Source organism: Roseomonas sp. 18066 (genome assembly GCF_902706185.1).
Taxonomy (GTDB): domain Bacteria; phylum Pseudomonadota; class Alphaproteobacteria; order Acetobacterales; family Acetobacteraceae; genus Pseudoroseomonas.
In genome coordinates, this window is sequence record NZ_CACSJM010000041.1 from 1 (window position 1) to 12,688 (window position 12,688).

Genomic DNA, 12,688 nt, shown 5'->3' on the forward strand with positions numbered 1-12,688 from the left:
GCGGCGGCGCGCACCGGGGTGGCGACGCGGGTCGCGGCCGGGCGGGCGGCGGCGGCGGCGCGGACGCGGCTGCCGCCATCGCCCTGCTCGACCACGGTGCGGCGGCCGGGGGCTGCGGCGGCGACGGCGGCGCGGGTGCCGGGGCGCGGCTTGACCGGGGTGACGGAGGCGAGCGCCACGCGGCGGCTGGCCGGCGGCTCGGCCGCGGCGGCGCGGGCGATCAGCGCCGGGCCACGGACGCGGCGGATGGCGGCGGCGGCCAGGCTGCCCGTGGCGGCGACGCTGGCGGCGGCGCCGGCATTGGCCATCAGCCCCGGGGTGCCCGGGCCCACGCCCATCTGGGAGAAGCCGCGGTCGAGCAGGGCGCCGGCATGGCGGTCGCGCTCGACCCAGGAATTGCCGCCGAAGACGGCGACCACCAGGCGGGTGTTCTCGCGCCGGGCGGAGGTGACGATGTTGAAGCCGGAGGCGTTGATATAGCCCGTCTTGATGCCGTCGACGCCTTCGTACTCGCCCAGCATGCGGTTGTGGTTGCGCAGGCTGATATTGCCCATCTGGTGGGTGCGGGTGCCGAAATAGTGGTAGCGCTCGGGGAAGTCGTGCTGCAGGCGGCGGCCGAGGGTGGCCATGTCGTGCGCCGTGGTGATCTGCTCGATGTCGGGCAGGCCGGAGGCGTTGCGGAAGGTGGTGCCGGTCATGCCGAGGGCGCGGGCGCGCAGCGTCATCAGCTGGGCGAATCGCTGCTCGTCGCCGCCGCCCAGCGTCTCGCCGAACAGCGAGGCGACGTCGTTGGCCGATTTGGTGACGAGGGCGTAGATGCCGTTCTCGACGCTGATGGTGCGGCCGGGCGGCAGGCCCAGCTTGGAGGGCGGGCGGGCGGCGGCGGTGGGCGTCATCTCGATGCGCTGATCGAGGCTCAGCCGGCCGCTGCGCAGCGCGTCGAACACCATATAAAGGGTCATCATCTTGGTCAGCGAGGCCGGGTGGCGCGGCGCGTCGGCATTGCTGCCGAACAGCACCTGGCCGGTCTGGCCGTCCAGCACGACGGAGGCATAGCGCTCGCTGCCGATCTGCGCCTGGGCCACCCCTGGCAAAGCAAGGAGTACCGTCGATGCGGCCAGGATCCCCAGCCGACGAACCACACGCGCAAGTTGCATCCCATCCCCCAAAGCAGCAGCCTCGCCCCCCAGCGAGATGGCGGATGATAGGAGAATTTTCGCGGCGCTGTCATCGGGAACCAAACAGGAACCGCGACCTTCGCCAACGACTTAAGCTGCGTCGTTTAACCGGGGTGGCATCTGCCCGCCCGACGCGATGCGCAAGCGGCTGCGGCGCGGCGGCAGCCCCGGGCGTGAGCGGAACCACGGCCCGAAAGGTTCATGCTGCAACGCAAAAAAGGGCTGGACATCCGCCGCCTTCATTGCCATACCGTCTCTATGCTGCACTGCACCACAGTGAAGCGTCAGGTCTGGCACCGCGCAGCTCCGGTCCGGCCTTGTGAAGCGAAGCCCGAGCTGTGCCGCCCTGCCCGTCCCCGGATGAACCCGGCCGGGCCGGTCGGCCCGGACAGGAGGAAGAGCTGCATGGCGAATGCGCCAAAGATGATCAAGCCCGGGACCGAGAAGCTGAAGCCTGCCGTTCGCGCGGCCGAGCCGAAGCTTCCCGCCCCTGCATTGGCCGCGGCCAGCACCGCGGTGGCGGAAACCGTCGCCGCCGAGGCGAGCGCCGTGGCCGAGGTGATCAGCCAGGGGGTGGCGGCCGTGCTGGCCGCGCCCCGGCCGGACACTGCCCCGGCCGCAGCGACCGACGACATTCCGCCGGGCCCGCTTCCGACGGCCGCCCCCGCGGCCGGATTGGCGACCAGGACGATCGCAACCAGTGCGGCACAGACCCGCACGGCTATGGAGAAGAGCATGGACCAGATCACGCGCGGCACCGAAGGCTTCTACAAGGCGACCGAGGAGGCCGTCGAGTTCGGCCGCGGCAATCTGGAGGCGCTGACCAAGGCCACCCAGACCTACATCACCGGCCTGCAGGACCTGAGCAAGCAGGCCTTCGCCGTGATGCAGGGCCTGAACGAGCAGGCCGTGGCCAATGCCAAGGCGCTGTCCTCGGTGAAGAGCCTGAAGGAAGCCGCCGAACTGCAGACCGGCTTCGCCAAGCTGCAGCTGGAGAAGTCGATCGCCGAGGCGACCAAGCTGAACGAGGCCGCCTTCAAGCTGGCCGAGCAGTCCTCCGCCCCGATCGCCGCCCGCATGACGCTGGCCGTCGAGAAGTTCTCGCGCCCGACCAACCTGGTCTGATCCGTATGGTCTGATCCGTCGGGGCGCCAGCCCCGGGATCTGACCGCGCGACGCGCGACGAGTCTGGCCGGCCCCGGCATCCCCGGGGCCGGCCTTTTTTTGTGCTGTGCCGCGGGATCGGGCCCGGCCCTGGCTTCGAGCCCCCGCTGGCGCCATGGGTCCGGGCGGCCAAGGGTCAAGCCCCCGGCGCCTGCCGCGGCAGGGGGGCTGGAATGCGGCGCCGGCAGCGGTTTCCGGCGGCTTTTCCACAGGCCATGAGGCGCTCGGCCCTTCACCTTCGCCCCGGCAGTCCGATATCCTGCCCCATCGCAGCAAACCCGCGGCTGTCGCCGCCCTTGCGGGTTGGCAAGGCCGCAGGCCGCTGCCTAGATGGGAAGATGGATTTGGTGCAGCAGACAACCGGCAGGCCAGCGGCAGCGTCATGACGGAACAGCGACGGCACCCCCTGACGATTCCCGCCCCGATGGCCATCGCGCCGTCGGGCCCTGCCCTGCTGGACAGCTTCCGGGCCGCCGGCGACGAGCCGACGACGCCGCAGAATCCCGGCGATGTCGGCGGCGGCGATGGCGGCCAGGACGGCAGCAACACCGGCGTGGTGGTCAAGACGCGTACCCGCACGCGCAAGCCCGCCATGTACAAAGTGCTGATGCTGAACGACGACTACACGCCGATGGAATTCGTCGTGCACGTGCTCGAGCGCTTCTTCCAGAAGAACCGGGAGGAGGCGACGCGGATCATGCTGCATGTCCATCGCCGTGGCGTTGGCGTCTGTGGCGTCTATACTTATGAGGTGGCGGAGACCAAGGTCACCCAGGTGATGGACCTGGCGCGGCAGAATCAGCATCCGCTCCAGTGCACCATTGAAAAGGAATGATGCGGCGCCTGCTCATCTCTGTGTAACCTGCTGAAACTTAGACTGGCCCTCGCCGTATCGGTTTGGCGGACCACATATAAGACTATCCTGGGCCGCAAGGTCCTGTCTCTACGCGGTGCCGGCTCCCTCCGGGCTCTCCGGCATCGCCCTCGAAGGGGAGCGTCACATTCATGCTGTCCCGCAATCTCGAGCAGACGCTCCACCGCGCGCTGGCGCTCGCCAATGAGCGCCGCCATGAATACGCCACGCTGGAGCACCTGCTCCTCGCCCTGGTCGACGACACCGACGCTGCCACCGTGCTGCGTGCCTGCGGCGTCGATCAGGACAAGCTGAAGCGCGACCTGGCCGAGTTCCTCGACAAGGACCTCGCCGGGCTGGTGACGGAGCGCTCCGGCGACCCGAAGCCGACCGCGGGCTTCCAGCGCGTCGTGCAGCGCGCGGCGATCCATGTGCAATCCTCTGGCCGTGACGAGGTGACGGGCGCCAATGTGCTCGTCGCCCTGTTCAGCGAGCGGGAAAGCCACGCCGTCTACTTCCTGCAGCTGCAGGACATGACCCGGCTGGATGCGGTGAACTTCATCAGCCACGGCATCGCCAAGGCGCCCGGCCGCTCGACCAGCCGCCCGGTCCAGGGCAATCCGCCCTCGGCCGCGGCCCCGGGCTCCGAGGAGCCGGGCGAGAAGGAGGAGAAGCCGCAGGGTGCCCGCCGTGGCCAGGACGCGCTGTCCAACTACTGCGTGAACCTGAACAAGAAGGCGCAGGCCGGCAAGATCGACCCGCTGATCGGCCGCGACAGCGAGATCGAGCGGACCATCCAGATCCTCTGCCGCCGCACCAAGAACAACCCGCTCTACGTGGGCGACCCCGGCGTCGGCAAGACCGCCATCGCCGAGGGCCTGGCCAAGCGCATCATCGAGGGCGACGTGCCCGAGGTGCTGGCCAAGTCGACCATCTTCGCCCTCGACATGGGCAGCCTGCTGGCCGGCACCCGCTACCGCGGCGACTTCGAGGAGCGGTTGAAGGCCGTGGTCAACGAGCTCGAGCAGCAGCCCGGCTCGATCCTGTTCATCGACGAGATCCACACGGTGATTGGTGCCGGCGCCACCTCGGGCGGCGCGATGGACGCCTCGAACCTGCTGAAGCCGGCCCTCGCCCAGGGCACGCTGCGCTGCGTGGGCTCGACCACCTACAAGGAATACCGCACCTATTTCGAGAAGGACCGGGCCCTCGTCCGGCGCTTCCAGAAGATCGACGTCAACGAGCCGACAATCGAGGATGCGGTCAAGATCCTGACCGGCTTGAAGACCAATTACGAGAAGCACCACAAGGTCAAGTACACGCCGGAGGCGATCCGCGCCGCCGTCGAGCTCTCGGCCAAGTACATCCACGACCGCAAGCTGCCGGACAAGGCGATCGACGTCATCGACGAGGTCGGCGCCTCCCGCATGCTGCAGCCCGAGGGGAAGCGGAAGAAGACCGTCACCCTGAAGGATGTCGAGGATATCGTCGCCAAGATCGCGCGCATTCCCCCCAAGTCGGTCTCCTCCGACGACAAGGAGACGCTGCGCAACCTGGAACGCGACCTGAAGGCCATGGTCTTCGGCCAGAACCAGGCGATCGAGGCGCTGTCGGCCGCGATCAAGCTGTCCCGCGCCGGCCTGCGCGACATCGAGAAGCCGATCGGCAATTATCTTTTCAGTGGCCCCACTGGTGTGGGTAAGACTGAAGTTGCCAAGCAACTCGCAAAAACGCTGGGCATCGAGCTGATCCGCTTCGACATGTCGGAATACATGGAGCGGCACTCGATCAGCCGGCTGATCGGCGCGCCGCCGGGCTATGTCGGCTTCGACCAGGGCGGCCTGCTGACCGACAGCGTCGACCAGCACCCCCATGCCGTGCTGCTGCTGGATGAGATCGAGAAGGCCCACCAGGACCTCTACAACATCCTGCTGCAGGTCATGGACCACGGGAAGCTGACCGACCACAACGGCAAGATCGTCGACTTCCGCAACGTCATCCTGATCATGACCACCAATGCCGGGGCCTCCGACATGGCCAAGAACGGCATCGGCTTCGGCCGCGAGGTGCGCCAGGGCGAGGATGAGGATGCGGTGAAGCGGCTGTTCACGCCGGAATTCCGCAACCGCCTGGATGCCGTCGTCCCCTTCGGCAACCTGACCCAGGAAATCGTCGGCAACGTCGTCGAGAAGTTCGTGATGCAGCTGGAGGCGCAGCTCGCCGACCGCAACGTCACGATCGAGCTGTCCTCGGCGGCCAAGGAATGGCTGGCGGAGCGGGGCTACGACCGCCTCTACGGCGCCCGTCCCCTGGCCCGCGTCATCCAGGAATACATCAAGAAGCCGCTGGCCGAGGAGCTGCTCTTCGGCAAGCTGGCCAAGGGTGGCGCGGTGAAGGTCGGCATGAAGGACGATGCCCTGACCTTCGAGTTCATCGAGGCCCCGCTGCCCGCCTTGCCCAAGCCCGAGGATGGCGGCTCGGATGGCGATGGCGAAAGCCACCACGCCCCGGAAGCCGCCGGCTGATCCCCGCCTGCTGATCCGCGCCGGCTGACGCATCGGAACGACCCGCCCCGGGACCGCAAGGCCCCGGGGTTTTTCATGCCCGTCGCCGTTGCGTGAACGAGACGTGATCGCCCCCGCACCGCCCCATCCTTCCGGTGGCTTGGCAAGCCAGGGCGGGACCATTACCTTGCCGCCATGGCGAGGCCGTCCCCCCAATTGGCGGCGCGCGCTCCGCGGCCGGCATCCCTGCCGGATCGCCGTCCCGACGGCCGGCCTGGGTCCCCCCAGGCCGGCCGTCCGGGATGCAGCCCGGCCTCCTGTCAGGACAGGCGATCCGACCCCTGGACAGGCCGCCCGCCGCGGGCTCTGCTCCGCCGCAGAGAGGAAGCCGTCCCATGAACGCCATCACCCAGCCGCGCCCCCGGCCGCTGCGCGTCGCCATCGCCGGGCTCGGCGCGGTCGGGCTGCGCGTCGCCCAGGCGCTGGATGCCGGCATCCCGGGCTGCGAGCTGGTGGCCGTCGCCGCCCGCGACCGCCCCGCCGCCGCCCGCCGGCTGCAGGGGCTGCGCTACCCCGTGCCCGTGCTCGACCTCGGCGACCTCGAGCCGCAGGCCGACCTGGTGGTCGAATGCGCCCCCGCGGCCCTGCTGGCCCGCATCGCCACGCCGGTGCTGCGGCAGGGCAAGAAGCTGATGGTCCTCTCCGCCGGCGCCCTGCTGACCGAGCCGCAGCTGATCGACCTCGCCCGCCAGCACCATGCCCAGATCATCGTGCCCACCGGCGCGCTGCTCGGCCTCGACGCGGTGGCCGCCGCCGCCGAGGGCCAGATCCATTCGGTCCGCATGGTCACCCGCAAGCCGGTGAAAGGGCTGCTCGGCGCGCCCTACCTGGCCGAGCACGGCATCGACATCGCCACCATCGCCGCGCCGCTGCGCGTCTTCGAAGGCACCGCGCGCCAGGCGGCCGTCGGCTTCCCGGCCAATCTCAACGTCGCCGTCGCCCTGTCGCTGGCCGGCATCGGACCGGACCAGACGCAGCTGGAAATCTGGGCGGATCCGGCGCTGACCCTCAACACCCATTCCATCACCGTCGAAGCGGATTCGGCCCGCTTCACCATGACCATCGAGAACGTGCCCTCGGAAAATCCGAAGACCGGCAAGATCACGGCGCTGTCGGTGATCGCGGCGCTCAGGAAGCTGGCGGCGCCGCTCAGGGTGGGCACATAAGGGAAAAAGGCCGGGGGAAGGAATTCCCCCGGGGCCCCATCTTTTTTCTGACTCTCAGCCGGGCACGAAGCCGGCCTCGCTGAGCACCATGCTGGACAGGTCCAGGCCCATCGCGCGGGCATTCTGCAGCGCGGCGGCGACCACGGCCTGCCTCTGCACGGCATTGCCCTGCGACTGCTCGCCCGCCGCCTCCATCAGCATCGCCTGCAGCAGCAAGGTCTCGGCCAGCTCCTGCTTCTGCGCATCCGCGGCATTGACCAGCACCGGCGTCGCCGCCATCGCCCGCCGCGCCTGCTGCCGCACCGCCTCGTTGGTTGCGCGGCTGGTATCCTCCGACAGCCGCCCGCGCGAAGCCTGCCACAGCGTGATCCACCACACCGCATAGACATCGGCCAGGTCATCGACCCGGAAGCCCTTCGGCCCCAGCACCCCCTGCATCCGCTCGATCAGGTCGCCCTGGGCGAACAAATCCCGCAGCTGCTGCGCCCCCGCCGGATCCACCTGCGCCACCCGCGCCACGAAGCCCGACAGATTGGCCGCCCGCCGCGGCTTCGAGACCTGGTAGCGCACCGCCGCGGCGACCGGCACGGCGGCCCTTTGCCCCCCGCGCTGCTGCTCCATCCGCTGCTGGTCCATCCGCTGCCGCAGATGCGAGCCCAGGACATCGGTGCCCGTCACCGAGGGGATGATCGTGCTCCAGGCGAAGGAATCCTGCGCGGCGGCCGGCCCCGCCCCGGCCAGGGCCAGCACCACCACCGCGGCCTTCAAGCGTGTCTTCATCGGCGTCCAAGCCCTCTCCAGCGCTGCGAAACCTATCGGCCGGCGCGCGAGCGGAACAATCGCGACTGCGCCAGCCGCATCACGTTTCGGCGGTCATCCGCCCCTTGACCCCGCCCGGCGCCAGGGGGAACGTCCCGGCCCTTTCGCTGCCCCCCCTCCTACTGCCCTGAGGTATGCCATGTCCGTCCCCGCCACCGATCCCGCGCTCCGCGCCCTGCTCTCCGCGACCGAAGGGGGCGACACCGCGGCCGAGGCCCGCGCCATGCTGGACAGCCCCGCCTTCCAGCGCGCCGCCGCCGCCATCGAGGCCGACCACGACAATTTCGTGGCCCAGCTGATCACCCTGTGCCAGATCCCCTCGCCCCCCTTCGGCGAGGCCGTCCGCGCGGCCGCCTATGCCGAGTTGCTGCGCCAGCACGGCGTCGAGCAGGTCGAGACCGACGAGGAAGGCAATGTCACCGCCTACCGCCCCGGCACCGACCCCGAGGCCGGCGTCATCGTGCTCTGCTCGCATCTGGACACCGTCTTCCCGGCCGGCACCGACGTCACGGTGAAGCGCGAGGGCGACATCCTGCGCGCCCCCGGCGTCGGCGACGACACCCGCGGCCTGGCCCTGCTGCTGGCGCTGTCCCGCGCCCTGGACAAGGCCGCCATCCGCACCCGCGCCGGCATCCTGTTCCTGGCCTCGGTGGGCGAGGAAGGGGCCGGCGACCTGCGCGGCGTGAAGCATTTCTTCCGTGCCAACCGCTGGCGCGAGAAGGTGGCCGGCTTCGTCGCGCTGGACGGGCTGAACCCGGCGCGCCTGGTGCATGCCGCCGTCGGCTCCAAGCGCTACCGCATCACCTTCCGCGGCCCGGGCGGCCATTCCTTCGGCGCCTTCGGCCTGGTCAACCCGGCCTTCGCCTTGGCCCGCGCCATGGACGACCTCGGCCGCATCCGCGTCCCCGCCTCGCCCAAGACCACCTTCTCCATCGGCAAGATCGGCGGCGGCACGTCGATCAATGCCATCCCGGAGGAGATGTGGATGGAGGTCGACCTGCGCTCCGCCTCCGCCGAGGTGCTGGCGACGCTGGAGGCCCGCTTCCTGGCCACCCTGCCCCAGGCCGCGGCGGACGAGAACGCGGCGCGGGACACCGCGCGCGGCGAAATCCGCGTCGAGGTGAAGCAGATCGGCGACCGCCCGGCCGGCGTGACGGCGAAGGACTCCCGCATCGCCCGCGTCGCCGCGGCGGTCATCCAGGCCCAGGGCTACACGCTGGAGGCCACCGCCTCCTCCACCGACAGCAACATCCCGATCAGCTTGGGCATCCCGGCGGTGACGCTGGGCACCGGCTGCGCCGGCGGCCGCGAGCATTCGCTGGAAGAGTGGATCGACGTCGAGAAGACCCAGAGCGTGAAGGGCATGTCGACGGCGCTGGCGTCCATCCTGGTTCTCGCTGGGGTGTCCAGCAACTAGCTGGTGCCCCTCAGGCGCGGCGGACTTCCTGCCGCGCCATCCAGGTGGCCGAGGCGAAGATGACGGCGGCCCCGGCGAAGGTGGTCCAGCCGGGGATGTCGCCGAACATCAGGAAGCCCAGCATCGCCGCCCAGGCGAGGTCGAGGAACTTCACCGGCTGCGTCGCCGAGACATCGGCCAGCCGGAAGGCCTCGGTCAGCGCCCAATGCCCGCCCGAGCCGAGCAGCCCGGCGACGGCGAACCAGGCCAGCTGGGTCGGCGTCGGCCAGGACCAGAAGGCCAAAGCGAAGGGCAGCGTGAACAGCGAGATGGTGATCGCCTGCCACATGACGATCACCTCCGGCCGGTCGCGCCGGGTCAGCGCCTTGGTGATCAGAAAGGAGGCGGCGAAGAGCGGCGAGGAGCCCAGCATCACCAGGGTCCAGATGCCGCCACCGCCAGACAGCTTCGGCCCCAGCACGATGGCGACGCCGACCAGGCCGAGCCCGGCCGCGATCCAGCGCCCCAGCACCACCTTCTCCTTCAGGAAGACCACGGCGCCGACCATGATGAAGATCGGCCCGGTGAAGCCCAGCGCGGTGACATCGGCCAGCGGGATATGCGGCAGCGCGAGAAACCACATCAGCAGCCCCGCGGTATGCACCACGCCGCGCCACAGCTGCCCCGACAGCCCGTGCGGCGCGAAGCTGGCCAGGCCGCCGCGCCACAGCAGCGGCACCATCACCAGGAAGCCGAAGAAATAGCGCAGGAACTGGGCCTGGAAGGAATGCATCTCCCGCGTCATGCCGCTCATGATCGCGTTGAGCAGGCTGAACAGCAGGCCCGACAGCCCCATCCAGATCATGCCCCGCAGCACGGGCGACAGGTCACGCCAGCCACGCCGCGTGGTCACCGCGGGCGGGCGGAGGATATTCTGCGACATTCTGCGCGGGCTTCCGGGGACGCTTCTGAACGCCGCCAGCATGACGCCGCTGAAATGAAGGAAGCAAGAGCAGGGTGGCGAATTTCGCGGCGATTCCCGCCACCCCCGCTTCTGTGAAGCCGGCCGGTCAGCCCGCCACCGGGTAGCGGATCGACACCACCTCGATCTCCTCCAGCCCGCCCGGGGTGCGCACCCGCAGCAGGTCGCCGACGCGGGCCTTCAGCAGGGCGCGGGCCATCGGCGACACCCAGCTGATATGGCCGCGATCCAGGTCGGTCTCGTCGACGCCGACGATGGTGATGGTGACCTCGCTGTCATCCTCCCGCGCATAGGTCACGGTCGCGCCGAAGAACACCTGGTCCCGCCGCGGCTGCGCGGCGGGGTCGACCACCTGAACCCGCTCCAGCCGCTTGCGCAGGAAGCGCACCCGGCGGTCGATCTCGCGCAGCCGCCGCTTGCCATACTGGTAGTCGGCATTCTCGCTGCGATCGCCGAGGCTCGCCGCCCAGGAGACGATCTCCACCACCTTCGGTCGGTCCTGGCTCCACAGCCGGGTCAGCTCCTCCTGCAGCGCGGCATGGCCGGCGGGCGTCATGTAGAAGGGCGTGCCGGCCGGCAGCCCCGGCGGCGCGTCGTCGCCATCATCGTCGTCGTCAGCAGCAGCCAAGATTGCATCCCCCGTAAAACTCACGCCCAAGCTTGCGGAACCGGTTCATTCAGCGCTGGCGTCGCGGTTTTTCTGTGCCAATATTTCGGTAACGAATCGCTTAAAAGTTAAAAAAACTCTCCCATCCCGCGCAAATCCACGCTTCAATTCACCCATGCCGCACCCCGCCGCGCCCCTGGCCGAGGATGCGGGCCGGAAGACCGCGGAACCGCTCCCGCGCCGCCGGCCCGTCCCGCCACAGGCGACCAGGGACGCGATTGGGCGGCGGCATGCGGGAAACGACCAGCACATAACCAGAAAAACCGAAGGAAGGCGCCCGTGCAGCCTGCCGCCACCGGGCTCTTGCCGCGTCCATTCGCCCCGGCAAGCCCTGCCTCCGGATCCGCCCGGACCGGACGGATGCCGCGCCGTGCCTGGCTTGCCGGCTGGCCGCTGGCCTGGCTGGCCCTGGCCCTGCTCACCGCCACCTTCGCGCTGCTCGCCTATCGCCTGGCGGGCAGCGAGGCCACCATCCAGGAAGTCCGCGCCCTCGAGGACGGGCTGAAGGCCGAGGCCAAGCTCTCCGGCCATCCGCTGCGCGCCGATGCCGCCGCCCTCGCCCCGGCGCTGGCCGTGCTCGACCGCCTGGCGGCCGATTATCCGGAGCTCGCGGCGCCGCAGGCGCTGCTGCGGCTGCGCCTGGCCGCCGGCCTCGCCGCCGGCGAGAGCGAGGCCGCCCACCGCGCCCTGCATGTCGCCGCCCATGCGCTGGAAGACGCGCTGATGCGCCGCATCGCCATCCTGCGCCAGCAGGACCTGGCGCGGCAGCGCAACGGGCTGCTCGGCGCGCTGGCCAGCGCCGCGGCTGGCGCCGGGCTGCTGGTCCTGGCGCTGCGCCAGGCCCGGCGCGAGGCCCGCGCCCAGGCCGGCAACGCCGCCCAGGCCCGCGCCCAAATCCGCGCTTTGGCGGAGGCGGCGCCGCTCGGCATGGCGCTGCTCGATGCCGGGCTGACCATCGCCGCCGGCAATGCCCGCTTCGCCCAGCTGGCCGGCGCCAGCGAGGCCGCCCTGCCCGGCCAGAGCCTGGCCCAGGCGCTGCCCTGGCTGCATGCCGCCATCGGCGCCGAGCTGCGCGCCGTGCTGGTGCGCGGCGGCGGCCTGCCGGGCCAGGCGGTGACCGCCGCCGGCCCCGACGGCGCCGACCGCCACTACCACCTGGCGATCGAGCTGCTGGAGACGCCGCCCGACCAGGCGCCGGACCTGGCCGAGGGCGCGCCGCATCTCTGCCTGATCATCATGGACGTGACCGAGCGCGCCACCATGGAGGCCTGGCGCGACGAGCTGGTGGGCGAGCTGAACCACCGGGTGAAGAACACGCTGGCGACCGTGCAGTCCCTGGCCGCCCAGACGCTGCGCGGCGCCGCGCTGGACCCGCAGCGCTTCGCCGCGGACTTTTCCGCCCGCCTCGGCGCGCTGTCGCGCTCGCATGAGTTGCTGGCGGCGGTCGGCTGGTCGCAGGCGACGCTGTCGGCGGTGGTGCAGGCGGCGCTCGGCCCCTGGCAGGGCGGCGGCCGGCTGCGGGTCGAGGGGCCGGAGGGGCCGCTGCTGCGCCCCGGCCAGGCCCAGGCCCTGGTCATCGCCCTGTCGGAGCTGGCCAGCAACGCCACCCATCACGGCGCGCTGGGCGGCGAGGGCCATGTCTCGCTGCGCTGGGACTGCCTGCCGGATGGCGCGCTGCGGCTGGCCTGGCGCGAATATGGCGGGCCGCGGCTCGCCGGCCGGCCGCTGCGCCAGGGCTTCGGCATGCGCTTCCTGGAGCGGGGCCTGGCCTATGACCTCGGCCCCGGCACCCAGGTGCGGCTGAACTTCGACACCGACGGGCTCTATTGCGAGGTGCGCTTCCGCAGCCTGGAGCCGCGCCACTGCCTGACGGTCCGCGCCGCCTGATCGAGGACGGGG

At 70.6% G+C, this 12,688-nt stretch carries 11 protein-coding genes; 6 read left to right on the forward strand and 5 right to left on the reverse strand.

Annotation, left to right across the window (positions count from 1 at the left end; translation table 11 throughout):
- The coding region (locus GVN67_RS10640) for a D-alanyl-D-alanine carboxypeptidase family protein (protein ID WP_159995627.1) at positions 1–1,157 on the reverse strand (1,157 nt) is incomplete at its 3' end.
- Positions 1,158–1,462: 305 nt separating this feature from the next.
- Positions 1,463–1,936, reverse strand: a complete 474-nt coding sequence (locus GVN67_RS29670; protein WP_200845220.1) for a hypothetical protein — start codon at positions 1,934–1,936, stop codon at positions 1,463–1,465.
- On the opposite strand from GVN67_RS29670, the gene GVN67_RS10645 reads away from it, so the two are divergent.
- The 4 genes from GVN67_RS10645 (at position 1,914) to GVN67_RS10660 (ending at position 6,925) form a co-directional block, all read left to right on the forward strand.
- A complete protein-coding gene (locus GVN67_RS10645; RefSeq protein WP_235035229.1) occupies positions 1,914–2,303 on the forward strand; it encodes a phasin family protein in 390 nt (129 codons plus the stop codon). The two genes, GVN67_RS29670 and GVN67_RS10645, sit on opposite strands and share 23 nt — an antisense overlap.
- A 463-nt stretch (positions 2,304–2,766) precedes the next feature.
- Positions 2,767–3,177 (forward strand): ATP-dependent Clp protease adapter ClpS, encoded by a 411-nt coding sequence (gene clpS / locus GVN67_RS10650; protein WP_235035230.1) that lies wholly within the window; start codon positions 2,767–2,769, stop codon positions 3,175–3,177.
- Between the two features lie 170 nt (positions 3,178–3,347).
- Positions 3,348–5,720 (forward strand): ATP-dependent Clp protease ATP-binding subunit ClpA, encoded by a 2,373-nt coding sequence (gene clpA / locus GVN67_RS10655; protein ID WP_159995629.1) that lies wholly within the window; start codon positions 3,348–3,350, stop codon positions 5,718–5,720.
- A 374-nt stretch (positions 5,721–6,094) separates the two neighbouring features.
- Positions 6,095–6,925 carry an aspartate dehydrogenase gene (locus GVN67_RS10660; RefSeq protein ID WP_159995630.1) on the forward strand — a complete coding sequence of 277 codons (831 nt, stop codon included), beginning with the start codon at positions 6,095–6,097 and terminating at the stop codon, positions 6,923–6,925.
- Between the two features lie 54 nt (positions 6,926–6,979).
- Here the strand turns inward: GVN67_RS10660 and GVN67_RS10665 are convergent, their stop codons facing one another.
- Positions 6,980–7,705 carry a DUF6683 family protein gene (locus GVN67_RS10665; RefSeq protein ID WP_159995632.1) on the reverse strand — a complete coding sequence of 242 codons (726 nt, stop codon included), beginning with the start codon at positions 7,703–7,705 and terminating at the stop codon, positions 6,980–6,982.
- A 178-nt stretch (positions 7,706–7,883) separates the two neighbouring features.
- On the opposite strand from GVN67_RS10665, the gene GVN67_RS10670 reads away from it, so the two are divergent.
- On the forward strand, positions 7,884–9,161 hold the full coding sequence (locus GVN67_RS10670; RefSeq protein ID WP_159995634.1) for a M20/M25/M40 family metallo-hydrolase: 1,278 nt from the start codon (positions 7,884–7,886) through the stop codon (positions 9,159–9,161).
- 10 nt (positions 9,162–9,171) lie between these two features.
- On the opposite strand, the gene GVN67_RS10675 is transcribed toward GVN67_RS10670, so the two are convergent.
- Together GVN67_RS10675 and greB are read right to left on the reverse strand one after the other, a co-directional pair.
- The gene (locus tag GVN67_RS10675; RefSeq protein WP_159995636.1) at positions 9,172–10,083 is read right to left on the reverse strand and encodes a DMT family transporter; all 912 of its coding nucleotides are present in this window, start codon (positions 10,081–10,083) and stop codon (positions 9,172–9,174) included.
- A 127-nt stretch (positions 10,084–10,210) separates the two neighbouring features.
- A complete protein-coding gene (gene greB / locus GVN67_RS10680; protein WP_159995638.1) occupies positions 10,211–10,750 on the reverse strand; it encodes a transcription elongation factor GreB in 540 nt (179 codons plus the stop codon).
- Between the two features lie 399 nt (positions 10,751–11,149).
- On the opposite strand from greB, the gene GVN67_RS10685 reads away from it, so the two are divergent.
- The gene (locus GVN67_RS10685; protein WP_159995640.1) at positions 11,150–12,676 is read left to right on the forward strand and encodes a sensor histidine kinase; all 1,527 of its coding nucleotides are present in this window, start codon (positions 11,150–11,152) and stop codon (positions 12,674–12,676) included.
- The last annotated feature ends 12 nt before the right edge of the window (positions 12,677–12,688 follow it).